General features: G+C 70.3%; 24 protein-coding genes. 21 read left to right on the top strand and 3 right to left on the bottom strand.

Annotated elements, in window-relative coordinates:
* Position 1 precedes the first annotated feature (1 nt).
* From ACFVFR_RS27645 to ACFVFR_RS27575, 15 genes are all read left to right on the top strand, one after another.
* A complete protein-coding gene (locus ACFVFR_RS27645; RefSeq protein ID WP_383706516.1) occupies positions 2 to 1,906 on the top strand; it encodes a hypothetical protein in 1,905 nt (634 codons plus the stop codon).
* Positions 1,907 to 2,169: 263 nt separating this feature from the next.
* Positions 2,170 to 2,505 carry a hypothetical protein gene (locus ACFVFR_RS27640; RefSeq protein ID WP_383706514.1) on the top strand — a complete coding sequence of 112 codons (336 nt, stop codon included), beginning with the start codon at positions 2,170 to 2,172 and terminating at the stop codon, positions 2,503 to 2,505.
* A 244-nt stretch (positions 2,506 to 2,749) separates the two neighbouring features.
* Complete coding sequence (locus tag ACFVFR_RS27635) at positions 2,750 to 3,208, top strand: hypothetical protein (RefSeq protein ID WP_383706512.1); 459 nt, start codon at positions 2,750 to 2,752, stop codon at positions 3,206 to 3,208.
* A 2-nt stretch (positions 3,209 to 3,210) separates the two neighbouring features.
* Positions 3,211 to 3,789, top strand: a complete 579-nt coding sequence (locus ACFVFR_RS27630) for a hypothetical protein (RefSeq protein WP_383706510.1) — start codon at positions 3,211 to 3,213, stop codon at positions 3,787 to 3,789.
* Between the two features lie 1,247 nt (positions 3,790 to 5,036).
* On the top strand, positions 5,037 to 5,726 hold the full coding sequence (locus ACFVFR_RS27625; protein WP_383706508.1) for a hypothetical protein: 690 nt from the start codon (positions 5,037 to 5,039) through the stop codon (positions 5,724 to 5,726).
* Entirely contained in the window at positions 5,719 to 6,099 is a 381-nt protein-coding gene (locus ACFVFR_RS27620; protein WP_383706506.1) for a hypothetical protein, read from the top strand. The genes ACFVFR_RS27625 and ACFVFR_RS27620 overlap by 8 nt, the downstream gene beginning before the upstream one ends.
* A gap of 98 nt (positions 6,100 to 6,197) precedes the next feature.
* Positions 6,198 to 8,507 (top strand): type IV secretory system conjugative DNA transfer family protein, encoded by a 2,310-nt coding sequence (locus ACFVFR_RS27615; protein WP_383706504.1) that lies wholly within the window; start codon positions 6,198 to 6,200, stop codon positions 8,505 to 8,507.
* A 597-nt stretch (positions 8,508 to 9,104) separates the two neighbouring features.
* On the top strand, positions 9,105 to 9,590 hold the full coding sequence (locus tag ACFVFR_RS27610; protein WP_383706502.1) for an RRQRL motif-containing zinc-binding protein: 486 nt from the start codon (positions 9,105 to 9,107) through the stop codon (positions 9,588 to 9,590).
* Positions 9,577 to 9,699: a hypothetical protein gene (locus tag ACFVFR_RS27605; RefSeq protein WP_383706500.1), complete on the top strand. Its 123-nt coding sequence runs from the start codon at positions 9,577 to 9,579 to the stop codon at positions 9,697 to 9,699. Before ACFVFR_RS27610 ends, ACFVFR_RS27605 begins: the two co-directional genes overlap by 14 nt.
* Positions 9,700 to 9,809: 110 nt before the next feature.
* A complete protein-coding gene (locus tag ACFVFR_RS27600) occupies positions 9,810 to 10,316 on the top strand; it encodes a hypothetical protein (RefSeq protein WP_383706498.1) in 507 nt (168 codons plus the stop codon).
* Complete coding sequence (locus ACFVFR_RS27595) at positions 10,313 to 10,663, top strand: hypothetical protein (protein ID WP_383706496.1); 351 nt, start codon at positions 10,313 to 10,315, stop codon at positions 10,661 to 10,663. The genes ACFVFR_RS27600 and ACFVFR_RS27595 overlap by 4 nt, the downstream gene beginning before the upstream one ends.
* Positions 10,660 to 11,643: an AAA family ATPase gene (locus tag ACFVFR_RS27590; RefSeq protein WP_383706494.1), complete on the top strand. Its 984-nt coding sequence runs from the start codon at positions 10,660 to 10,662 to the stop codon at positions 11,641 to 11,643. The genes ACFVFR_RS27595 and ACFVFR_RS27590 overlap by 4 nt, the downstream gene beginning before the upstream one ends.
* Positions 11,640 to 11,849 carry a hypothetical protein gene (locus ACFVFR_RS27585; RefSeq protein WP_383706492.1) on the top strand — a complete coding sequence of 70 codons (210 nt, stop codon included), beginning with the start codon at positions 11,640 to 11,642 and terminating at the stop codon, positions 11,847 to 11,849. Before ACFVFR_RS27590 ends, ACFVFR_RS27585 begins: the two co-directional genes overlap by 4 nt.
* 30 nt (positions 11,850 to 11,879) lie before the next feature.
* Positions 11,880 to 12,257, top strand: a complete 378-nt coding sequence (locus tag ACFVFR_RS27580) for a hypothetical protein (protein ID WP_383706490.1) — start codon at positions 11,880 to 11,882, stop codon at positions 12,255 to 12,257.
* Positions 12,258 to 12,272: 15 nt separating this feature from the next.
* Positions 12,273 to 12,815 (top strand): hypothetical protein, encoded by a 543-nt coding sequence (locus tag ACFVFR_RS27575; RefSeq protein WP_383706488.1) that lies wholly within the window; start codon positions 12,273 to 12,275, stop codon positions 12,813 to 12,815.
* Positions 12,816 to 13,103: 288 nt separating this feature from the next.
* Here ACFVFR_RS27575 and ACFVFR_RS27570 read toward each other — a convergent pair whose 3' ends face one another.
* On the bottom strand, positions 13,104 to 14,075 hold the full coding sequence (locus ACFVFR_RS27570; protein WP_383706486.1) for a ParB/RepB/Spo0J family partition protein: 972 nt from the start codon (positions 14,073 to 14,075) through the stop codon (positions 13,104 to 13,106).
* Positions 14,072 to 15,121, bottom strand: a complete 1,050-nt coding sequence (locus ACFVFR_RS27565) for a ParA family protein (RefSeq protein ID WP_383706484.1) — start codon at positions 15,119 to 15,121, stop codon at positions 14,072 to 14,074. Before ACFVFR_RS27565 ends, ACFVFR_RS27570 begins: the two co-directional genes overlap by 4 nt.
* 979 nt (positions 15,122 to 16,100) lie before the next feature.
* Here ACFVFR_RS27565 and ACFVFR_RS27560 point away from each other — a divergent pair.
* The 5 genes from ACFVFR_RS27560 (at position 16,101) to ACFVFR_RS27540 (ending at position 20,134) form a co-directional block, all read left to right on the top strand.
* Complete coding sequence (locus tag ACFVFR_RS27560; protein ID WP_383706482.1) at positions 16,101 to 16,331, top strand: hypothetical protein; 231 nt, start codon at positions 16,101 to 16,103, stop codon at positions 16,329 to 16,331.
* Positions 16,328 to 17,245, top strand: coding sequence for a sigma-70 family RNA polymerase sigma factor (locus ACFVFR_RS27555; protein WP_383706480.1), 918 nt, complete (start codon positions 16,328 to 16,330; stop codon positions 17,243 to 17,245). Before ACFVFR_RS27560 ends, ACFVFR_RS27555 begins: the two co-directional genes overlap by 4 nt.
* Positions 17,232 to 18,017, top strand: coding sequence for a hypothetical protein (locus ACFVFR_RS27550; RefSeq protein ID WP_383706478.1), 786 nt, complete (start codon positions 17,232 to 17,234; stop codon positions 18,015 to 18,017). Before ACFVFR_RS27555 ends, ACFVFR_RS27550 begins: the two co-directional genes overlap by 14 nt.
* Positions 18,018 to 18,676: 659 nt before the next feature.
* Positions 18,677 to 19,390 (top strand): NucA/NucB deoxyribonuclease domain-containing protein, encoded by a 714-nt coding sequence (locus ACFVFR_RS27545; RefSeq protein WP_383706476.1) that lies wholly within the window; start codon positions 18,677 to 18,679, stop codon positions 19,388 to 19,390.
* Positions 19,391 to 19,477: 87 nt separating this feature from the next.
* Positions 19,478 to 20,134 carry a hypothetical protein gene (locus ACFVFR_RS27540; RefSeq protein ID WP_383706474.1) on the top strand — a complete coding sequence of 219 codons (657 nt, stop codon included), beginning with the start codon at positions 19,478 to 19,480 and terminating at the stop codon, positions 20,132 to 20,134.
* 45 nt (positions 20,135 to 20,179) lie between these two features.
* Here ACFVFR_RS27540 and ACFVFR_RS27535 read toward each other — a convergent pair whose 3' ends face one another.
* Positions 20,180 to 20,851 carry an HNH endonuclease family protein gene (locus ACFVFR_RS27535; protein ID WP_383706472.1) on the bottom strand — a complete coding sequence of 224 codons (672 nt, stop codon included), beginning with the start codon at positions 20,849 to 20,851 and terminating at the stop codon, positions 20,180 to 20,182.
* Positions 20,852 to 21,146: 295 nt separating this feature from the next.
* On the opposite strand from ACFVFR_RS27535, the gene ACFVFR_RS27530 reads away from it, so the two are divergent.
* Positions 21,147 to 22,256, top strand: coding sequence for an ATP-dependent DNA ligase (locus tag ACFVFR_RS27530; RefSeq protein WP_383706470.1), 1,110 nt, complete (start codon positions 21,147 to 21,149; stop codon positions 22,254 to 22,256).
* Positions 22,257 to 22,405: the final 149 nt, after the last annotated feature.

The following is a 22,405-nucleotide window of genomic DNA, read 5'->3' as shown; positions in this document are numbered from 1 at the left end:
CATGATCTCTCTTGACACCCCGATCGGGTGGGTGACCGCCGATCCTGTACGCGCCGGCACGATCGCGGCCAGCGCGCTGCTGATGGTGACGGTGGTGCTGGTCACCGCCCGCAAGATGCCCCGCCCGCTCGCCGGCATCGGCCCCCAGGCCGTGGTCGCCCTCGGCGGTGTGGCGGTCAGCGTTCACGGTTTGTGGGCGTTCGCGGTCGAGGTCGCCGCCCTCCCCCGGCTCCTGGCCGTCGGGTTCATCAGCGTCTTCGACCTGGCGGAGATGACGCTGCTGGCCATGATGTACCGCCAGGCCGACCCGGCGACCGGCTGGACTCCCGAGTTGCGGCTGATGCACCGCACCGCCTGGCTCCTGGTGGCTTTCTCCTGCGCCATGAACGCGATCCACGCGCCGAGCTGGTGGGCGCGGCCGGTGCTCGGAGCGATCCCGGCCCTGGCCGCCTGGCTGATCGAGCTAAAGCTGCGGGCGAAGCTCCACGACCCGCAGGCCGAGGCAGACCAGGACGCGCGGCCGGGCCCGCTGCGCCTGGTGGTCTTGGGCTGGCAGCACCTGTGGGCCGGCATCTTCGCGGTGCTGGGGCTGGACGCCGCCGGTCGCGGGTCGAGCATCGCGCGGGCCGCGCTGGCCCAGCGTGCCGCGCACGCCTCCTACCGGCTGCGCCTGGCGCTGGAGACCCGCGCGGCACTCGGCCTGCTCAGTCCCCGCGCGAAGAAGCGCGCAGACGCGCAGGTGGAACGGCGGCGCCGAGCTGCTCAGCGCGCGCTCGATCGGGCCGACATCGCCACGGACTCCGCGCAGGCCCTGTCCATGGCCCGCCGCATGGCCGCCCTGACCGGAGTCGATGGCGTCGCGCAGCTCGCCTACGACGACGCCGAGCGCGTGATGAGCATGCTGGAAGGGCTGGCCGTGGTCCCCGCCGCGGAGCACATCACCGCATCAACGCGCGCCCTCGAAGCCGAGGACGCGCGGCAGCGCGCGGAGAGCGCTCGGCAGGAAGCCGAGACCGCGCGGCATCGCGCGGCAGAGGAGACCGAGGCCGCGCAGCAGCGGCTGGAGGAGATCACCAAGGCGGTCGCCGAGGCCGCCCAGGGGGCCGAGGACGCGCGCGAGGAAGCCGAGCGCGTGGAGGCTGCGCGGCAGCGCGCGGAAGCTGCGCGGCAGGAGGCCGAGGCCGCGCGGCAGCGCGCGATCGACGCGCGGGAGGAGGCTGAGCGGCGTACCGCGCTGCTGCGAACCGAGGCCCAGACGCTCCAGGAGCGCCTGGAGCGCCTGGACGGCGAGCGCGGCAGCGCGGAGCAGCGCGCGGATGGCGCGCGGCACGAGCGCGCCGAGATGCAGGAGGCACTCGGCCTCCTGCGCGGCGAGCTCGCTGACCTGTCGGCAGCCCGCGAGCGGGCCACCGAGGATCTCGCGCGGGCCACCGCGACCACCGAGCGGGCCCGTGAGCAGGCCGCCACGCTGGTCGCCCAATCTCGGGACCTGGCGCACCGCGCTGACCAGCACCGCAAGAGCGTGACCGAGGCCGAGGCCGCGCGGGGTGAGGCGCAGCGCGCGGCGCAGGCCGCCGCCCAGGAGGCCGAGCGGTGCCGTGCCGAGCTGGCCGCCGCGCAGACCGCGCTGGAGCGCGTACGCGGCGAGTTGGCCGCGCACACCACGCCCGGCCCCGTCCCGGACGGGAGCGGCCGAGTTTTCGAGTCCGATGCCAAGCAGCGTGGCTACGAGCACTACCGCGCGCTGTCGCGCGCCGGCCGCGCGGAGCCGCGCGCGGTCGACCTCGCCGCGCGCTTTGGCGTCTCCGAGGGCAACGCGAGGAACTGGGTGAGGGACTTCCGCGCCACCCACGCGCGCGAGTTGGTCACCGACTCGGTCCTCGCTTCGGATGCGGTATCGGCCTGACCCAGCGGCGCCGCGCGCTCGCCGCGCGGGATCGAGCACTCGCCGCGCGTTCGCCGCGCGCAGCCGCACGGCCGGGCCCGAGGCATTCGCAGTGCCCCGGGACCGGCCGCGCCCCGCAGGCTACCGGCCCTGGCATTCGCCGCCGTCCCCGACCGCCCCGCGCGCCGCGCCGGGGCGGGTGCGGGGGCGGCCACGGCCGCCAGGCCCCGGCCCCGGGCCCGCGCCCGGGGCGCCCCACCACCACGAAGGAGGCCCACAGGGCCATGCGTCCCCGCTTACGTCACCTAAGCCATCACCTCACCGCCCACGCCCTGCTCACCACCGCCCTCGCCGTCTCGGGCGCCGCCCATGTCGCCGTGCTCCTAGACCCGTACGGCCTGCCGCCCCTGCTGAACGCCCTGCTGGTGGTCGCGGTCTTCGCGAGTACGGCCTCAGGCATTGAAGCCATCCTCAGGACGGTCGCCACTCGGACCTACCGCTGCCCGGACTGCCTGGTCAGCGCGACGGTCGTCTACGGCACACCGGTCGATCACCAGGTCTACCAAGCGATGGTCGCCGACCACCCCCACCACCGCACTCACCACGCCGACCTGCACTGACCGAACCTCACCTCCTGGCGCTCGTCGTCGCTCCCGACCGCCCCGACCTCGCGTGATGCGACCGGGGCGGGTGCGGGGGCGGCCACGGCCACCAGGCCGACCACAGTTCGCCCGGAGCCCGCACGGGCCCCGGGCGGGCCCGCACAGAAAGGACCCCATGCCACCGCCACTGTCGATGCCGCCCGCGGCTTCCGCTCGCGGGGCCACCGTCCCCTCGCGGCCCCAGGTCCCGAGGCCGACACCGATGCCGACCACCGTGCCCACGCGCGAGCTGGTCGCGCGCGCACTGCGGGACGTGCAGGCACCGCCTGTCGTGCCGCCGTGGCGCCACAGGGTGCTGCCACCCTCGGCCCGCCAGGCGTTGGCGGCCCTGGGTTGGTGGCAGGACCCCACCCCCCAGCCCCCCTCCCGTCACCTCGCGCACGTCCTGGCGGTGCTTCGCCACTACGGCTGGACCCAGAGCCAGGACGTGACGCTGACCGGGCGGATGTGCGTACGTGGTGCGCAGGCCATGCTCCAGCGCGCCGGGCACGTCACCCCCACCGCCCGCGCCCGCGCGGTCGAGTACATGGAAAGCGTTCTGCGCGCGGCCGGAGTTCACATGGCTTTTTTCGCGTGGAACGACCTACCCGGCCAGGATTTCCCCACGGTGGAGAAGCTGCTCACCGCTGCCGCCTATCAAGCCCGAAAGGAAGGTGAATGAAAATGCGTGACGAAGAATTCGATCGGATCGTGCAGGGGTTGCGAGCCGACGCGCAGCCGATCGACCCGACCCCCTACGGCGGCCCGCAAAAGACCAAGCCCGGCCTTACCAAGCGCGGAAAAATCGCGCTGGGAGTCGGCGCCGCCGTTTTGGCCGGCGGGTCCCTGATCGGATGGCAAATGCACTCCGCGCAGGTCGCCGAAAGCGAAGCAAAAGCCGAGGAGATCGCGCTCAAGGTTGAGGCGCTGGAACTGGAGAAGCTGCGCGAGATGAATCGCGCGGCCGAGCAGAGCCGCAAAAGCGACCTCAGCCAGGCCCGGGTGCGCCAGGCCGCCATCGACGCCTGCATGAAGGGCTCGATCGGCCTGACCAAGGAGGAGGGCGGGCCCTCGCGACGCGATGTCGAGCGCGACTGCCAGGCGCGCTACCCCGAGCAGTCCGACACCAGCGACATGGAGGCGGTCAGCACCGTCAAGGACAACGGTGGGGGCGACGTCAACGGGGGCTTGTTGCTGGGAGGCGGCGCGCTTGCGCTGGTCTTGGTGGCCGCCGCGAAGAAGGCCAAGCGTCACGAAGCGTGACGGCCGGACTTACTTCCCACTTCCCACTTCCCGAGAGAAAGCGCCGATCGGACCCCCAAGCGACGCCGGTCGGCGCTCTTGGGATCGGGAAGTGGGAAGTAAGTAATACACAGAGTGAGGAGCAAGGGATGGTTGACGCGACGCCGGCGCCGATGCCGGCGCCGGTACCCGACCCCGCGGCCGTGCCTCCCGAGGCCACCGCGCGGCCCGAGATCACCGACCCCGCCCCCGCCCAGCCCCAAGGGCTGGCGGCCGGGCTGGCCGGACTGCTGGCCCCGATCGAGCCGGCCCGGCCCCTGCCCGCCACGGCAGACCAGAGCGCGGCCGCGGGTACCTCCAGCGCCGACTACCACGACAGCGAAAGCAACGACACAAAGCCCGGAAAAGGCAGTGTCGGAGCGGAGAATTCGCGGAGTATTTGGCGTGCCTGGCTCTTGGCGGGCGCTACGCGGTGGGCCAAGGGCGGAGGTGCGGAGAACAAGCGCCTCGACCTGGCGAAAGCGAAAGCACAAGCGATCCAGGAAAAGCGGCAGGTGACGGTCAATCGCACCAGCTCCGGCTCTGGCGGACCCTCAAGTGGGAAGTCCGAGGGAAAGGGCCCCGGAAAAGGTCTTGGAAAGGGCAGCGGGGGCGGGAGTGGAGGGAATGGCCCCGCACACGGTGGGAGCGGCGGACGGGGCTCTGATGCCGGCTCGCGCGGTGGCGGCAGTTTAGGAAACAGCTCGGGCAGTCGGGGGAATTCCAGTGGATCGCGTGGCCACGGGAATTCTGGCGGTGGCTCGGATTCCAGTGGTCGCGGACGCTCGGATGCTGGCGGCAGCGGTCGTGGCAGCCCGGGTGGCAGCTCCGGCGGTGGTGCTGGTCGCGATCGCGGAGCTGGCTCACAGGGGGCCGGCGGCAGCGGTTCGGGCGCTGGGCGCGGCAACTCCGGCGGCGGTTCGGGAAGTGGCTCGGGGGGCTCTGGTCGGCGTGGAGACGACAGCACACGCTCTGCGCGAGGGCCCGGCGCGAGTGACAGCGGCTCCGGCAACGCCGGCAAGGGCGGCGGCGGAAGCAAGGGTGGCGGTGGGAGCGGCAGCGGGACCCGCGGCGGCGGTTCCGCCAGCGGTCACCAGGCCAAGGGCGCCGGGGACTCGAAGGACTCGAAGGGGGCGAAGAACTCGGCGGACTCCAAGGGGGCGAAGGGCTCCGGGGACTCCAAGGGGCCCGGCGGCTCGAGGTCGGGCGGTGGTGGTGATGTCGCGCCGATGACCCGCGAGAGTCGTGAGGCGGGCTACCGCGACGGCGCTCGTGTGGCTGGTGTGGTCTCGCACGTCGCGGCCTGGGGCGCCGGTGCCAAGGACGGCTGGAAGGACACACGCACCACGGCACAGAAGGAGAAGGAAGCGCTGACCCGCGCGCACGCGCGGCGCAAGGCCGAGAAAGAGGCCGCGGCAGCGGCCGCCGAACGGAAGAAGGAGGGGCAGATGGCCGATCCCATCGGAGTCACGGGCGTGACAGCGGGGGATGTCCTGTTGGGCGAGGGTGCCGACCAGACAAGCGTGAGCCGGGGCGAGCTGCGCACGCTCAAGAGCTACGAGCGTGCTCTGGAGGTCAAGGCGAAGACCATGGGCCACCTGACTGAAGTGGGCCGCCACCTCAAGGGGCACGCTCAAATGCAGGACTTCCGGGCGCAGAAGCTGCTGGAGAGCGCGAAGGGCGTCAAGGGTGGAGAGAAAGTGGTCGCCGCCCTGACGCGCCTGAAGGAACGGACGGCGGATCAGATCGAGAAGGCGGAGGCGCTTCGCGCTCGCGCTCTGCGCGGCGAGGAGGGCTGCCGCGTGGTCCTCGCGAACGTCGATACGCGCTACGGCGCCATCTACCAGGCCGTGGTCGACTCCGACGAGACGGTCCCGGCCGAGCTATCCTTCTACAAGGAGGCGGCCACCAGTGGCTGAGATGACCTACGACCAGCTCCGCAAGTCGGTCGCCGCGCTGGAGCGCGAGGTAGCCCGGGCCGCAGAGGCCATCCGTACGCGGGCCCAGATGGTGGACGGCGAGGCGCGGGATACCGCGCGGATCGCCGACCAGATCGGCGCGATGAGTGTGGACCCCGAGACGGTGGCTGAGACGCGTGACCTGGCGCGGATCATGGCCGGGATCTCGCGGGCCGCGATCGCCTACGCGGCGGCCGGTGACACCACCGCCAAGGCCGCCAGCGCCGCCTACGCCCAGGCCCACAAGACCCACGGCGGCATCCACGAGACCGTCAACCGCAGCTCCGCGCAGCGCATCCACGACGTCAACCGCGAATGGCTGCGCCAGGACTAGACGGCGCGCGAGCACGTCAGCAGAGGGGAGAGCGGCCCGCCGCTCTCCCCTCTGGCGTACCACCACCTCCCGGCGCATCACCACGAAAGGGACTGACCGTGTCCGAGCTCGACCCCCAACACCCCGCCCCCGCCCCCGCCCCCGGTTCGGCTTCGGGTGTGGCGGCCGGCTCGGCCGCCACGGAGCGCGCGGTGGCCATCGCCACGAGCGCGGCCCCCCTCGCCACGGCCCTGGTCACGCCCTTCCTCGATGGGGGTGCGGCCTTCACCGCCACCCTGGCCTACGGCGCCACCGCCGGCGTCCTGGCCGCCAACTACATGCACCGCCTGCCCACCGCCCTGACCGCCGTGCTGCCCGGGTCCGACATCCTCTCCGCCCACCGCAGCACGCTCTTCACCTCGACCATCACCAGCGGCATGGCCCTGGGGATGGGCGCCCTGGCCGGGCCCGCCGGCGCCGACGCGCTGATGGCCGGCGTCCTGACCCTGCCCTCGGTGTCGGGTGTGATCAGCGCGGGCTGGTGGGGCGCGGTCGCGCTGGTACCCCTGCGGCTGCGCCGCATCCTGCAAGGACGCGGTCGACCCGCCGCCCCCGGCCCCGGCCCGGAGGGCGGTTCGGCACCGGCGCCGCCGCCCACCGCCGTCGAGCAGATCCTGGCCCGGTGGAGCCGGTACATCTCCCACCCCACCAGCGGGACCCACCGACGCCAGGAGCTCACGGTCACCTCCGTCACCGGCACGCGCTGGCAGGGCCTGATCACCGCCCCGGCCGGCGCCGCCGTCACCGTCAGCGCAGAGGCCGTCTCCTCCGTCTACCAAGTGCCCACCGCCTGGGTCACCATCGCCCGCGGCGACCACGCCGGCGCCCGCCGCCTGACCGTGAACCTCACCCCGCCGCCCGAACTCAACGCATCCACGCTGGCGGGGGCCTGGCTCAAGCACGTGGCCACCACCGTCATGAAGGGCTCCCACCTGGAGGCGGTACAGGAAGACCCGGTCACCGGCGGCGAAGTGGCCTGGGTGGTCGCCGACGACGACCAGCCCCGGCTGAGCCACCCCACGCAAGAAGACCTCGCCGGCGCGCTGCGCACCACCACGCTCCTGTGCTCCTACACCGCCACCCCCGGCGACCCGCGCCGCGGCCAGATCCGCCTGATGAAACACAACCCCCTGCAAAAGGGCGTTGAGTTCCCTGGCCGGCACGTCCTGGAGATCAGCGAGGGCGGCTACGTCCAGATCGGCACGCACGTCAGCGGCTGGCCCGCCCGCCTCCAAGTCACCGACCCCCACCTCGGCGCCCGGCACGTCTTCGTGGCCGGTGTCACCGGCTCCGGCAAGGGCGGCATCGTCCAACTCGTCGCCCTGGCCGACCACGTCAACGCAATCTCGATCATCTACGCCGACCCCAAGGGCTCCAGCAACCCCGACATCCCCTCGATGGCGGCCTTCTCCGGCCTGGGCGAAGCGGGGACCATCGGCGCGCTCCGCGTGATCTACGCGCTCCTGCAGTGGCGCATCGAAGAGTCCGCGCGGCTGGGCATGAAGAATTTCCAGGCCACTCCCGAGCGGCCGTGGGTGCGTTTCATCCTGGATGAAGCGCATGTACCGCTCTCGGAGAGCGAGCACAGCAAGGAGGCCGGCATCATCATGGAGGCCCTGGCCGCCAAAGCCCGCTCCCTGGGCATCATCCTGGCGCTCGCCAATCAAGCCGTCAACGCCGACAAACTCGGCGGCTCAACGACGTTGCGGACCAACGTCATCCAGGGCGGGTCCCTGGTCATGCTCCGAACCGACAGCGACCAAAAGCACCTCGCGTCCACGGGCTTCGAGGGCGTGGACCCCGGCCAGATCCCCGCCACCTGGGACACCGACCCACGCCCCCTGGTCTACGACCCCACCCAGCCACTCCCCGACCCGCGCAGCACCTTCGGGCTCGGCTACACCCTCGGCCCTGGCGGTTCCGCCGAGATGATGCGCGCGTTCATCCTGGAGAGCGCCGCCCCCTACATCGACCCGACCGCGGTGATCCACCCCGTCGACTGGCCCGACTGGGACCAGCGCGAGGAGATCGCCGCCACCAGCATCCTGCCCGACGCCGACGACCCCCTCGGCAGCGGTGGCGGCGGTTGGGGCACCCCCTCGCCCTCCAAGCCCAAGGCGAGCGCCGACGACAAGATCGTCAAGGCGATGGAAGACGCCAGCGACCCCCTCGGCCTGGAGGCGATCTACCTCGCCAAAGCCGACATCGCCAAGATCAGCGGCGTCACCGGCAGCACCCTCGACAACGCTCTCTCCCGCCTAGTCACCGAGGGCCGCATCCACCGACAGGTCCGCGACGGCAAAGAAGTCCGCGGCTTCTACGGCGCCGGCCCCACACCCGAGGACACCACCAACCTCGACACCAACTAACCCCACCGACGCCGACGACCTTTCGCGGCCCCCGGAGCGCTCTTCGGGGGCCGCAGCCGTACCCGCCCACCCTGAGAGAGCCACGACTGCGGCCGAGCATGCCCACTTGCCTCTCCGGAAGCGCCGCCACGCCTCCCGCCGCACCATGCGCACGGGCCCGCACCCGCGCCCGCCGCGCCCCAAGCGCCCGTCGCTCTCACGAGCACTCGCTCTACTGCTGCCTCGGCTGCGCTGACTGGCACCTGACCAGCTGCGGCGCCTGGCCTCTCCCTCATCCATCCCGCCTAGGAGACCTCGTGACCCGCGCCCGCCGCCACCTGCGCTCCCTCCTGCTCACCCTCACCGCCCTCCCCCTGACCTGGACCACCATCCACCCCCGCCACCCCGCGCACTGACCGGCCGCTCCGCCCGGCCCTCGCCTGTCCACCGGGCGCGCGAGAGCCGGACAGGCCGACCGGCCACCTCGCCCCGCCCCGCCGAAACCAACTTCGGCGGGGTGCGGCGCTGTCCAACCGCCGCCCGCCTCCTGGAGGTCTCCCCCGTGCCCCGCTCGCATAGCCGCCGGCATCACCGCTCGATCAGCACCCGGAGCTGGTGATGGCCCGGCCTAGGAAGATGCGCCGCGAGATCCGCAGGGTTCCCCGTACCGCCGCGACGCTGCCCGAGTACGACCGACACGTCTGCCCCCAGAGCCTGGTGACCCGGCGCCAGCTCCGCGAGCGCGGACTGAGCCCCGGCGGGCACGGCCCGGTCGCAGTCCTGCGCTGCAAGAGCTGCTCCTACCGGCCCGACCAAGCGTGCATCCACCCCACCCGCGCCTGGCTCTACGACGCGAGCCTCGCCCGGCCCAAGCGGGTACCCACCCTCGCCCAAGAGGAAGCGCTGGATCGCGCGATGGCCGCCCGGTCCACCTGCCCGCAGTGCCGGCGCCGCTACTACTTCTGCCTCCCACTGCGCACCCACGGCTGCTGCGACCCCTGCGCCCGGGGCTACGAGCCCAGCCCCGACACCTACACCCTCTCTCGCGCCGAGACCACCCACCGGCTCGTCGCCTGGCAAGGAGGCCTGGATGACAGCCCATGAGGCCCGGAAGGCCGTCCCGCCCGCCTACTCGGAGTGGATCGGCCAGCAGTGGCTCACCTACAACGTGCCGGCGGTGGCCGCGTGGCTCCTGCCCGTCCGGGACCTCTGAACGACCCGACCCCGGCCACGCCGGCCGGGGTCGGCACCGCCGGGTGGCCGCTCGGCAAAGGGCCGGCCACCCCGCTCCCTCACCCATGTAGAGATCAGGAGACCTCCAGCATGCATCGTCCCGCCGTCTTCGCCGCCCTGCTCGGACTGGGCCGCGCCGCCAGCGCCATCGGCGACTTCTGGGTGCAGTCCGACTTCTGCGCCCGCGTGAAGGGCGCCTCCGACGACCACCCGGTCACCTACGTCGACCCGGCCACCGACGAGAAGACCACCCACGGCACGGTCGATGGCCGTAAGGCGTGCCTGAAGCATTGCCTGACCTACACGGCCACGCAGGCCATCGTCGCCGGGGCCGGCGCCCGCGCGCTCGGCATCAAGGTCCACCCGGCCGCCGCCGCAGCCGCGCTCGCCATCTCCTTCACGACCCACTACGCCGCGGACCGCCGCGTCCCGGGCAAGGGCCTGCTGGAGAGGATCGCCACCAAGACCGGCAAGGGCGGCTTCTACAAGCTCGCCGACTTCGGCATGAACGGCGCCTTCCACCTCGACTCCGCCTGGCACCACGGCTGGGAGACCGCCGCGGCCGTGGTCGCCACCACCAAGGTCACCACCCGGTGACCGACCGCACCCGCACCCGCCTGGACCGGGTGCGTGCCTCCGTCGGCATTGCCCAGCTCGCTCTCCAGCAGATCGAGGACGACCTGAGCGCCGACGACGTCGACCAAGAGGAGCTCGCCGCGATCCTGCGCGAGCTCCAGGAGGACGTCGACGTCCCCGTCGGTCTCTTCCCCGCCCTCGCGCAGCTGGTCACCGCCGCCGCCCGGCGGGCGGAGCAGATCGAGCCCGACCGCGACGGTGACGCCTCCTGCCCCCTGCACGAGGCCGCCGCCCTGATCACCGACAACGCCGGGCCCCGCCTGAACTGGGCTGCCCGCTCCCTCGACCCGCAAGGAGACCCCGAATGACCTCGGCGCTGTCCCCGGACCTGCCCGAGAACGGGCTGATCGTGTTGATCGGTGCCTCCGGGGCGGGCAAATCGACCCTCGCCCACACCTGGCCGGCTTCCCAGGTCCTCTCCCTTGACGCCCTGCGCGGCACGGTCAGCGACGACCCCGGCGACCAGAGCGCGACCAGCGACGCCGCCGACGTCCTCAAGCTGATCCTGGAGCGCCGGATGGCCCGCAAGCTCAACACGGTCATCGACGCCACCAACGTCGAACAGCCGGTGCGGGTAGAGCTGGTGACGGCCGCCAAGCGGCACGGCATGCCGACCGTCGCGGTCGCCGTCGCCACACCGCTGGACCTGTGCCTGGAGCGCCAGGGCCCGAGGGCGGCCAACCGGCGCGTGCCCGAGGACGTCGTCCGCGCCCAGCACCAGGCCACGGTCCACTCCCACCAGAGCCTCGCCGCCGAAGGCTTCAACACCATAGTGTTCGCCGACGCCCTGTACCGCCTGGAGCCGTTCCTCGAGCGGCTCTCGCAGGTGAGGGAGGCCGACCTCGGGCGCGACGGCAGCGACGGCCTGGGCGACCTGTGGCTGGCCCGCCGCTTCTTCGGCCCGGAGATCCTGCCGCTGTGGCGGTGGCGGCCGGGCTCGGACCTGGTGACCGGCCGGGACCGTGTCGCGGAGATCCGCCTCGGACAGCAGTCCCTCACCCTCGCGCTGCGCGAGGACGTCGACGGCGAGGGCGACTTCGGCTTCGACGTGGCGGTGCCGTGTCCCCTCGACCCGGAGTGCGCCGGGCAGGCGTGGGCGCCGGCCTACTCGGTCACCGACCTGCACAAGGCGCTGACCGGCGCCATGGGCAGCGACCCGGACATCGTCTGCACCGTCCACGGCGACGGCGCCGACCAGGAGGCCGAAGACCACCACCAGGGCTGGGGCGACCTCCCTGAGGGCCGCGCCGACCTGGAAGCGCAGTACGCGGAAGCGGTACGCGCGTGAACCGCGCCGCCGACGGCCCGCGCCCCCACCCGCTCACCCCGGCCGACCTGCCGGCCGGGGACGAGTGGTGGAACGACTGCAACCAGTGCAACACCACGGTCCAGGGCGGCGCGGCCGGCCTCGCCGCGCACCGCCGCACCGTCCACAACCTCCGCCGCGACTACGGCGACCGCCGCACCCCCACCACGATCCGGCTCGACTTCTGACCCGCCCGGCACGCCGAAGGAGACCCGCTCATGCCCATGTCCGAGACCACCCGCGCCTACTACGCCGCCCACACCGAGGCCCTGCGCGACCACGGCGCGATGAACGCCGCCCGCCTCTGGCCGCGCCAGGCCCTGCAGTACACCACCGTCAACGGCGCCCGCTTCCTGCCGTTCCCCTCCCGGCTCCCCACCCGGTCCGTGGCCCCGGCCGTCCGCTCCGCCCTCAAGAAGCACCTAGTCCACGAGTACGACATCGCCGCCCGCGACGGCGCCCCGCTGCACATCGTCTACATCCGCCACGCCCCCGGCACCTGGTCCGGCGGCGAGGACGTCATCGACGTGTACGAAGTCCACGCTGACGACGCCCTTTCCCCCAAGCCACAGGTGAACAGCCAGAACGCCTCCTAGCGAAGGGATCTGACCATGACCACCACACCCGCCCCCGCGACCAAGCCGCTCACCGGCACAGACGAGGGCTTCGCCACCTTCTACGGCATCGCCCTCGCACCCGTCGGCGAGGACGGCGAGCGGCTCCTGGCGCTGGGCCACCCCACTACCCGACGGCTCCTGGCCGCGCTCACCGCCTACCACCGCGACTACGGCCACTGCCTCCTCCCCGGCGACGAGCTCACCCACCTCCTCTCGCACGGGATCCGCCAGACCTGGGCCATCGCCACCGACACCACGAGCCCCCGCTACGCCTGGGTCATCCAAGACGCCACCCCGGAGCATCCTGGTGCCCAGCCGGTGACCTGGATCGACCACGAGGCCCTGGACTATCGGACCATCGCCATCCCAGAGCAGTGCCCGCAGTGCGGGCGAACAAGCCGCTCCACCACCTACCACTGGGCCACTGACCATCGTGGTGGGCCGCACCACACCTGCCGGGTGTGCGAGTGCTGCTGGCCGGCCACCCCCACCCACCAGCACCTGCTGGCCAGCCCCGAGGCCCCAGGCATCTCCTGATCTGACAGCGTCGCCCGGCTGACCGGCTGCCACCAGGACCCGGGCGGCTCCCCCATCCCACCCGCTGCCGACCGGATCGAGGATGTCCGCGACCGACTCCGTGACCCGGCCGCCGCGCGTCCTCAAGGCCACCGGCACCGCAGCGAGAGCATGACGACCACGCTCCTGAGTGCGGGTGAGCCCGCTACCTGGGCGGCCTGACACCTGATAGCCGAACGCCCGGCTCCCCTGTGGGGGAGCCGGGCCTTCTTGCGTTCCTGACCCTTAACCGGGTTAAGACCTGGGGGGTCAACTGTCGGCCATGAGGAGTAGCACGAGTTCCTCGCGACGCTCGGCCGACATGTGCGCGCGAAGTTGGTCGTTGAACCACTTCGGGTCGTTCCACGGGAGGTGAGGTGCGCTGCCGTTCGCCTGTTCCCTCTTAACCGGGTTAAGACCTTCGGCACCCGTCCCCTCAGCGGCGTCCTCAACAGCTGTCTGCGATGGGGTCGAAGTAGCTGGCGACTCCGTGCTCGGGGCGCTCGTCTCCTTAGACCGGGGTTTCCGGGGCGTCTTAACCCGGTTAAGGGCTGCGGTGGCCTCGGTCTGTTGCCGGCTAGCAGGGAGCCGGCCGATGCGGCGCCCGTCCTTGACCGTCAGCTCGCCGGACTCCACCTTCTCCTGCAGGTCCTCGGTCAGCCCGAGCAGCGCCAGGCGCTGCGACACCCAGGCTCCAGACTTTCCGAGCCTCTTTGCCACCTTCTCCTGGCTGCCGTGCTTGCTGAGCAGTTCCTGGATGGCCTTCGCCTGGTCCAGCGGTGGGACGTCGACCCGATGGACGTTGGCGATCAGTGCGCTCTCGAGCATGTCTTCCGCACTGGTGGCAAGGTCGTCATTGACGTCGATCCGCAGTTCTGCCAACCCTGCAACGGACGCGGCCGCCAGGCGCCTGTTGCCATCGACGACGACGTACTCAGCCGTCCCGATCTGCTCTTCCCGGCCAGGATGGGCGGTCAAGAAGGCCGCTCGCCGGACGACCGCGACGGGCTGAAGCTGTCCCTTCTCCTTCAGAGAAGCTGCGGTCTCTTCGATCTCGGTCAGCTCATCGCGGGGGTTGAGGGGGTTGTGCGCCAGCACGGACAGCGGCACAGCCGCCGGCGGGCGCTTGCCCTCCCCGTTCATGATCTGCTGCCGAGTCCGGATGCGACGGGGCGCAGGCTTCGAGTCCAGGTCCTCATCGATGCTGAAACCACGAGTGACCCGCTGCGCTGGGGGCGTCATACAGCCAGCTCCTTTGCCAGATCGCGCATCACCTGCGCGTGCTCACTATCGGGTGCGTACTCCAGCAGCGGGATCTCACCATCTGCTGCCTCACGCCCCTCTTTGAGGTCACCGATCACGGCGAGGACCGAGGGAGAACTGCTCTTCTCCCACTGGTCCTTGTTCTCCTTCACGAGCTTGCCGCGACGACTGTCGTAGGCGTTGATGATCAGACCCAGGTAGTCGACCTGGATACGCCCCTTTCGGCAGAGGTCGTCCATCTGGGACTTCAGGAGCCGGAACGCTCGGTGCGACGCCTTGTTCGCCCAGACGGGCGTGATGACACCGGAGCGGTCGGCGAGTTCTCCGTCGCGACGCCGCACGTAGTACAAGGCGGTGTCCATGTTCAACCCGAGGCTGGGCGGCCCGTCGATGATGATGACGTCGTAGTCCGCCTCCAGCGGCTCCAGGGCCCGCTCCAGGGCGGCCTCGCTGAAACTCACCTTGGACAGAGCCACATCACGCAGGAACGCGTCGTCAGAGGCCGGTAGCAGGTGAAGCCGTTCCCCGAACCGCCCACCGTCCAAAGCCACCAACAAGTCACGGATGTCGCCCCTGGCGCTGCCGTCCATGTGCATCATGAGGGTTTCGACATCGTCCTCGTACATGAGGTCCTCGAAGCCCAGCTCCGCCGTCAGATGCCCCTGAGGGTCGTAGTCGACCAGCAGAACACGATGGCCAGCCTCCGCGAGGGCCTGCGCGATGCCGGAAGACAGGAAGGTCTTGCCGACGCCGCCCTTCTGGTTCGCAACTATCACCCGCACCACTGGCTGGGCGACCAACGGAGCTGTAGGGGAGGGGTGGTTGTCGAGCCACAGGGTGAGGGCTTGCGCCAGCCCTTGGACGTAGGTGACACCGCGCTCAGAGCAGGCCGCCTTGAACTTGTCCGGCCCACCGGCCGAGAGGAACGTGCCCCAGGTCTTCGCCCCATCGGTCTTGACCTCGGACAAGCCCTCCGCCGAATACCAGGCGTTGATCGCGTGCTCGGTCGCGTCCTGGATGTCCATTCCATGCTCAAAGGCGCGGATTTTCAGATGCCTACGTAGCTGGGGAGTGAGGGCTGTAATTAGCTTCTCTCGCTCCCCTCGCGGGTTGGGGATGCTCATGTGGCCGAACATTACTAGGTTGACCGCCAATCGTTCTGCTACCGCGCGGAATCTCCTGCAGCTAGCACCGGGTGAGCGGCCGGAGGCCACTCAGTCGGGGGAACCTCACGCACACCCACGGCAGTGCGGCTAACGCCGGGCAACGAATGCGGGGGTGGCTGTCATGGAGAGCCTGTACCGGGGCGGTGGGTATGTGCGTGAACCTCGCCGCCACCGCTGCGAGGTGCCCCTGCGGGTTGTTCGGCGCGGTTGGAGGGTCTTCGTCGCCGCGCGGGTGGTGCCCTCGTCCGCGGCGGTGGTGGTGGTCAAGACCAAGAGGTCATGCCCGTGGATGTGCTGCGCGTCGAGGCCCGAGTCCGGCGTGGCATCGATGTGCTGCTTCGGTTCGTTCGCGGTCAGGAAGGCCGCTCGCGCGAGTGAGCTCGGGAGTGTCAGTGGTCTGGGTTACGGTCGTGGCGCCCTGTAAGGGACGCGTCGTCCCCGCCCGGCCTCCAACTTAGGCCGGGCGGGGGCGCGTAGCGTGTCCCCTTTTTCTTCGGCACGGGGGCACGCTCTTCTTCCGGATGGAAGGACCGACACCAGGGTGTCGGTCTCCATATGACGGGGTGTCGGTTGGGATTGCAAGGGAAATCTGGGAACTTCATTCGCCGTGCGCCCGTGGTGTGCTCTACGTGCGTCGGAATGGTCATCTCCGGCTGTGTGGTTGATCGTCCCTGACTCCTAATGTTCCGTGATTCCATGATCACCTAGCGTGATCATGGTGCGTCGGTTCATGCTGATGATCCCCAACAGCGGCTCGGCACCCGCTTGTTGGCGGACTCTCTTTGGCGTGGCTCCTTCCGGATGGCTTCGCCTGACCGACGCGATACCAGGAACGGTAATGACCAAAAAGCAGATAGCGGCAGCAGGGGCGCTGTCGCTCGTGATGGTGACGGTGTTCGGCTGGAGCATGGCGATGGCGGCGATGGGCCACGCCGCCCTCATCGCCGGGCTGGCTCCCATCCTGGGCCTGACCGTGACGCAGGTCCTGCGCGGGTACCGCTCGCGAACCACACCGGCCTCCGGACACCGCGTCACGCCGGTGCCCGACAAGGAGGACGGAGCCCCGTGACCACCTACCCCTCCCCAGAACCAGCGACCCCGGAACCAACCCCCATCCGCCCCGGCCGCAAGCTAGGCCCCATCTCGACCACGGTCGGTAGCTCACACCGTGCCTGGCTGGAGCCCACCCGCGAGCGCTACCTCGCCAGCGGCCACACCCTGGGCGACCTGAGCCGGCGAGTACCACTGGCCAAGTCGAAACTCTCCGAGTTGCTGCGCGGTGTCGGCCACTACCCCCGGTGGGAAGTCATCTACCGCCTCGGTGACGAACTCGACCTCCCCGGCTGGCCGCTGTACCGGCTGTGGAAACAGGCCGCACTGGACGCCGGCAAGAGCCGCGACTGGGTCGAGCGCTCCACCGACGGCACCACCGCCGTCACGATCGCCCGCTCCGGCCAACCCATCGAACACGCCGCCCTGTGCCTGACCGTCGAGGCCGGCTACCGCGCCTACGCCGGAGCCTTCCTCACCCACCAAGCACGCGTTGCGGCAGTCCGCTCCACCTTCGACATCCTCTGGCTCAGCTTCAACGAAGCCCTCGCCAGCCCCGACATCCGCCGCTACGCCTGGAACATTCTTCGCGCCACCGTGAAGGCCCAGGCCACCTACCGTGACCAGCGACCTGTACTAGGCGAAGCCGCCTTCGACACCGTCGCCCTGCGCGAACAGACCACCCTTGAGGCCCAAGCCGCGCAACTAGCGGAGAGCTTGGAACTGTTCGCGGCGATCAGCCGGCTGCCCGACGCCCAGCTCGATGTGATGGTCCTCCGACGCCTGTGCGGCTTCTCCCCGGAGACGACCTCCAACCTCCTCGGCGTCTCACTGGCCACCGTACGGTCCGACGAACGTCACGCCATCCGCTTCCTGGACGACACCATCGAGCTGCCGCCCCACCCGGAGGAGCCCACCCATGACCACGCTTGAAGACGTCCTGTCCAGGGCGTTGCTCGTACCCGATCGAGCCCTACCAAGCGACACCGTCTCCAACGACCCTGTTCCTGACGACCACCCCGTGCCCGCTGCCACAGGCGCGACCCCACGCACAACCGCAGCCGAAGACCTACGAGCGCTGTGCGAGACCCTGGTCCGTCACACGCCTAGCACCACGGTGGCTACCTTCGTCACCGACCAAGTCCCCGACCCACAAAGCGCGCTCGTTCTTGCCTGCGTGCTCCAGATGGCCGACACCGACGACGGTGCCCGTTTCTGGTGGCAATACGCCGCCGGAGCTGGTCAACCCGCCGCCGCGTACTGCCTCTACCTGCACCACCTAGCCCTTGGAGAGATCCACGTCGCGCGCTGGTGGCACACCCAGATCGACACCTTCGACAGCGACATTGCCCCCCCAGACGGCGCCCCAGCCGCGACCCACCTTCAGCACGGTGACCACACCTCCACGTCCACGCTCCTACGCCTCCTTCGCCGCCTGGCCCGGCACGTCGCCAGGCCGCGAACCGCCGTGGTCACCGAATTGATGAGCTACATGCCCCTCGCGGTGGCCGTCGGCTACATCCGCCAGCCGGACAGCGAACTGCCTCTGCCCGGACCTGACTTCGCAGGCAGGGTTCGCACCCTGCTAGCCGAAGCCGCAGAACGGCCCGACAGCCTCAACGAACCGCTTCCCGCGCGCTCGCACGAAACCACCCCAGCCGAACTCCACGTTCACCACCACATCGACGAGGCCGCGAACCACTGAACCAGCAGTCCCACTCGGCCCCGCTGAGCTATGGCTCGGTGGGGCCGAGTGCTGCGATATTCACGCACGCTGCCCACCATGGCGAACACCACGGCACCTGCCACGCTCCCGACGTCGCCCGCGAGGAAGCGACTGACTCCAGGCCGCCGCGCCGCCGAAGCCCGAGGACGGAGAGCCTTCTGAGGCGGCAGTTGCGGCGGTAGAGGCCACGTCGGCGGAATTGGACATTCACGGCAAAGTTCCAGACATTCGACGGATTGATCACTCAAAGTATCTGTGCCCGCTCCTAGTGTTACGCCGCTGTCGCTACCGCCAGCGCACACGGCGCTGACGAGTGAACGCGACAGCAGGGGGAAATCCACATGAGATGGCGCTCTGCCATACGCCCTGCCGCAGCGATCGCTCTAACGCTCGCGGTGGGCGCGACCACCATGGGCGCGGCACAACCGGAAAGCGCGCCGCAGCATCTGGATCTGCGGGTGAGCCAGGCTCCTGTCACCATGCGGGCGGACTCCGCGACGGTAAAGGACGCGAGCGGCGCCAAGGCGAAGTGCAACGTCTACAACCGGTACTACCTGTGCCAGCAGATGGACATCACGGTGCACGTGTTGAAGAACGGGAAGGAAGTGGGAAGCGTTTCCTTTGGCATCACGCACAAGATGAACTTGAAGCAGACCTCGCCGAAGTGGTCGGAGTCGGTGAAGGTCAGTAAAGCGAAGATCGTGGGCAACGCGCGCGGCGTGCTGATGACGCCTCGCGTATCCTGCGGCAACCCGTGCAAGGCCACACCCAAGATTCCGAAGAGGACGCTCGGAGCCGCCTTCTCAGGGTCGGTCGACTACGCGGACGCGATCCGCAAGGGCAAGTCGCACGGCACCGCCTCGAAGTACGAGTACACCTTCACCAAGGCCGGATACACCCCCGGAAACGTCTCCTACGACTCGCTGAACTACCGGTGCGACGACACTTTCTCCAGCCAGCAGCGGCCAGGGTGCGTCTTCCCCAAGTACACGCCGACGCTCACCGCGATGAAGGACCTGCCCACCATCGCCAAGCACATCCGGTCCGTGCAAAACAGGGGAGGGCACTACGGCCGGTACGGATCGGGGCACCCCCTGCACCGGCTGACGGACAAGAAGAAGGCAGAGGCCAATCGGCGGGCGGTGTGCGGCAAGATGAAGCCCGGCAAGGGGAAGTCCTGCGACGAGTACCCCTTCGCTCGCACGCACGAGGGCGGCACGAAGCTCCCCAAGGCGAGCCGTGGGGTTGCAGCCGTGCCCAGGGGTGAGCAGAACCAACAGGGAGGCATGCTCACCGCGTTCAACCTCAAGCAGCGCGTCATGGAGCGCGAGGCCTTCTGGGTCTCCGTCTAACCCGCCCACCGCCCGAATCACGCCGCGGTCCTTGCCCCCAGTCACCGGGAGCAGGGACCGCGGTGCCTCGCCCAAGGAAACGAAACGATGGCCGACCAGAAGGACACGAGGGATATGCGGATCAGCATGTCGCACTCGCAGTACGTCCTGTACGCAGCGAACGCCGAGCCCCTCGAACTGACCGCGGACGACCTCGCAGGCGGCAACGGCCTGGTCTCGGTCACCCCTGCCAGTACCTACGCCAGCATCATGACCGGTACATCCTGGGGCAACGTCGACCTCACCATCGAGGTGACGAAAGAGGAACCAGCGCTCCACGTGGACGACTGGGACGAGATTGTCGATATCAGCCTGCACGCCCCTTCCAACGCACTCAACATCGGTGACGTGAGCGCCGACTCCACCGAAGAGATCTCCCTACCCACCGGCAACGAGCCCCGATGGTGGCGAGTGCGCGTCCATGCCCGAGGCCGTGACGCCGCAGCGGAAGCAGGAGACATCTGGGCAGAAGAGGGAGACGAAGTCCTGGAACAACACCTTCTGCACCTGTGGCCGGCGCCACCAGCCCCGGAACTCCGCCACAAACTCACCGACGAAGTCGGCGCCGACGTACGCGACCCCCAAACCGACCCTCACGCCTCGGGCAAAGCAGAAAAAGCACAAACTGCGCCTCCCGAGCACGAGCAGCCTCACTCACTGCCGCACCACACACGCACCACCAACCTGCACACGCGCGACTCCTGAAGAGAATCGAAGGCCGGCGCGGTAAGCGCCGGGGAGGAGGAGCGCTTAGCGGGCGCGTTCGACGGTCAGTGGTTCGTCGACGCACTCGGAGGCCAGACCCTCGAGGGCGTCGATCTCTGCGGTGTCGGCGCTCAGGCCCCAGCGAGTCTTTACCGCGACCCATTCGGCGAGGTAGCGGCAGTCCGCTTCATCGTCGGAGGGCTCCCACTGTGAGGGGTCCTTGTCGCCCTTGGCTCGGTTCTCGGCTGCTGTCACCGCGACCAAGGCACGCGCATCGCCCAGGTCATTCGCGTAGTCCTGCCGTTGCTTGGGTGTCCACTGAGAGGCTCCGCTGTCCCAGGCCTCGGCCAGCGGGACCATGTGATCGATGTCCAGCGCGCCGGCTTGGTCGTGGTCTTTCTTGTCGTAGTACGAGTGCCAGGTGCCGCCGGTGAGGGTGCACCGGCCCTCGACGCGAGGTGGTGTGGTGGCCTCCTCGATCAGGACTTCGGCGCGCGTGTTGCACCCATCGCGGTCGGCGTCGACCCAGTGCCGGAACGCCGCGCGCGTGTAGCCGTTACGGTCCTCGGCCGCGCGCGGCAGGTCGGCGATCGCTTGCCACACTGTGGTCTCAACCGTCTCCCCCGGCGCCGCCGCGCCTGCCACCGGTGCGCTGAGGCTGCTGGTGGCCGCCACAGCGACGGCCGCGATGATCGCGGCCCTGATCCGCATACCCATGCCCTGCCCTGCCCTTCCCTGAGCTGACGAGACTGGACCAGTAGAGCCACGCGCGTCGGGCGCCGGTAGGCCGGTGGCCTGAGACCACCCAGCCGAGGGACTGCGCGCACACACACCCGACCCGGCTCACACCGCCCCCGCTTGGCGAACGGGCCCGGTGACGGGGCCGTGAGTTCGGAGACTGCCGGCGCACGGCAACGGTCCGCAGACCCGCAGCCTGGTGACGCGCCAGGTCGCGGGAGGCTCGGGCAGCCCGTAGACCAGAGACATGGTGCTTCGACCGCCAGTGACCCCGATGCTGGCGCAGGCCCGCGAGACGGTGCCCGCGCCGGGCGCGCTGCCCGGCGAACAGCGCTTTCAGCCCAAGTGGGACGGATACCGGGCACTGGTCTTCACTCCATGGTCGCCAAGCCCCGGCCCGCTGCTGCTGCAGTCCCGCCGCGGCAGCCTCCTGCACAGCCGCTTCCCGGACCTCGTGACCGCGGCCGCGCACCTTCCCGACGGCCTGGTCCTCGACGGCGAGCTCATCGTCTGGGCCCAGGGACAGATGTCGTTCGAGGCGCTCCAGCGGCGCGCCGCCTCCAGCGGCCGCACCGCCGCCCGCCTCGCCGTGGAGGCGCCGGCGCACTTCATCGCCTTCGACCTCCTCCAGCTCGACGGCCAAGAACTCCTGCACGTCCCGTACGGCGAGCGGCGCGCCACGCTGGAGCACCTGTTTGTCGACCGCGAGCTGAGAGCCCCGTGGACGCTGTGCCCCGAGACCACGGATGTGGCGGTGGCGCAGGAGTGGCTGGCGTCCTGGACGCAGGTGCCCGGCGTCGAAGGCCTGGTGATCCGCGGAAGTGACCAGCGCTATCGGCCGGGAGCCCGCGCGCTGTACAAGGTGCGCCGCCGGGAGACGACCGAGGCCGTGATCGGCGCGGTCACCGGCACCGTGCGCCGGCCGCGGACGCTCGTGCTGGGCCGCCTCGACGCGGCCGGGGCACTGCGCCCGGTCGCCCGTAGTACGCCGCTGCGCCCGGAGGTGGCGCGCGACCTGGCCGAGCGGCTGATGCCGGCCCAGCCCGACCACCACCCGTGGGAAGGCGTGCGGTTCACGGCCTCCTGGGGCTCGAGCGCGGGTCGTGGCGGCACCCGGTGCGTTTCGCCCGGCTCCGGCTGGACATCACTGTCGCGGACGTCCCGCCCTTTGGTGCGGGCGCCGGCCCCGCCATCGGCTGACCTCCTTCCCTGCCGTAGTACGGCGTTAGGGGGCGATGAGGATGTGATGGGTGCCTATGCGGCGCCAGATGATGTGCGGTTCGCCGCCTATCCGCTCGGTTCCGTACGCCCAGGTCGCGCGGCCGTTGCCCGCCCAGGTGAGCTCGTAGATGCCGGGAGCGCAGCGCACGCCCTTGATTCGTAACCCGGGGCGGAACTGGCGGCCGGTGCGCAGGTCGGGGACGAAGGCGTCCAGGACGACGTGGCGGAAGCGTCGGCGTTGGGCGGGGGTGAGGTGCTGGAGGTCGGCGGTGAAGCGGGGGCAGGTCTCGAAGGTGGGCACGGTGGTCTCCT

The sequence above is a fragment of the Streptomyces sp. NPDC057702 genome, assembly GCF_042799315.1.
GTDB lineage: Bacteria > Actinomycetota > Actinomycetes > Streptomycetales > Streptomycetaceae > Streptomyces.
Note: the sequence above shows the minus strand (reverse complement) of the source record. Positions and strands in the feature narration are given on the sequence as shown.

Excerpts from the sequence above, each read along its gene's own strand:
- ACFVFR_RS27645 (WP_383706516.1), top strand. The coding sequence starts at position 2 with ATGATCTCTCTTGACACCCCGATCGGGTGGGTGACCGCCGATCCTGTA.
- ACFVFR_RS27640 (WP_383706514.1), top strand. The coding sequence starts at position 2,170 with ATGCGTCCCCGCTTACGTCACCTAAGCCATCACCTCACCGCCCACGCC.
- ACFVFR_RS27635 (WP_383706512.1), top strand. The coding sequence starts at position 2,750 with ATGCCGACCACCGTGCCCACGCGCGAGCTGGTCGCGCGCGCACTGCGG.
- ACFVFR_RS27630 (WP_383706510.1), top strand. The coding sequence starts at position 3,211 with ATGCGTGACGAAGAATTCGATCGGATCGTGCAGGGGTTGCGAGCCGAC.
- ACFVFR_RS27625 (WP_383706508.1), top strand. The coding sequence starts at position 5,037 with ATGACCCGCGAGAGTCGTGAGGCGGGCTACCGCGACGGCGCTCGTGTG.
- ACFVFR_RS27610 (WP_383706502.1), top strand. The coding sequence starts at position 9,105 with ATGGCCCGGCCTAGGAAGATGCGCCGCGAGATCCGCAGGGTTCCCCGT.
- ACFVFR_RS27605 (WP_383706500.1), top strand. The coding sequence starts at position 9,577 with ATGACAGCCCATGAGGCCCGGAAGGCCGTCCCGCCCGCCTACTCGGAG.
- ACFVFR_RS27600 (WP_383706498.1), top strand. The coding sequence starts at position 9,810 with ATGCATCGTCCCGCCGTCTTCGCCGCCCTGCTCGGACTGGGCCGCGCC.
- ACFVFR_RS27590 (WP_383706494.1), top strand. The coding sequence starts at position 10,660 with ATGACCTCGGCGCTGTCCCCGGACCTGCCCGAGAACGGGCTGATCGTG.
- ACFVFR_RS27580 (WP_383706490.1), top strand. The coding sequence starts at position 11,880 with ATGCCCATGTCCGAGACCACCCGCGCCTACTACGCCGCCCACACCGAG.
- ACFVFR_RS27575 (WP_383706488.1), top strand. The coding sequence starts at position 12,273 with ATGACCACCACACCCGCCCCCGCGACCAAGCCGCTCACCGGCACAGAC.
- ACFVFR_RS27570 (WP_383706486.1), bottom strand. The coding sequence starts at position 14,075 with ATGACGCCCCCAGCGCAGCGGGTCACTCGTGGTTTCAGCATCGATGAG.
- ACFVFR_RS27565 (WP_383706484.1), bottom strand. The coding sequence starts at position 15,121 with ATGGACATCCAGGACGCGACCGAGCACGCGATCAACGCCTGGTATTCG.
- ACFVFR_RS27560 (WP_383706482.1), top strand. The coding sequence starts at position 16,101 with ATGACCAAAAAGCAGATAGCGGCAGCAGGGGCGCTGTCGCTCGTGATG.
- ACFVFR_RS27550 (WP_383706478.1), top strand. The coding sequence starts at position 17,232 with ATGACCACGCTTGAAGACGTCCTGTCCAGGGCGTTGCTCGTACCCGAT.
- ACFVFR_RS27545 (WP_383706476.1), top strand. The coding sequence starts at position 18,677 with ATGAACTTGAAGCAGACCTCGCCGAAGTGGTCGGAGTCGGTGAAGGTC.
- ACFVFR_RS27540 (WP_383706474.1), top strand. The coding sequence starts at position 19,478 with ATGGCCGACCAGAAGGACACGAGGGATATGCGGATCAGCATGTCGCAC.
- ACFVFR_RS27535 (WP_383706472.1), bottom strand. The coding sequence starts at position 20,851 with ATGGGTATGCGGATCAGGGCCGCGATCATCGCGGCCGTCGCTGTGGCG.
- ACFVFR_RS27530 (WP_383706470.1), top strand. The coding sequence starts at position 21,147 with ATGCTGGCGCAGGCCCGCGAGACGGTGCCCGCGCCGGGCGCGCTGCCC.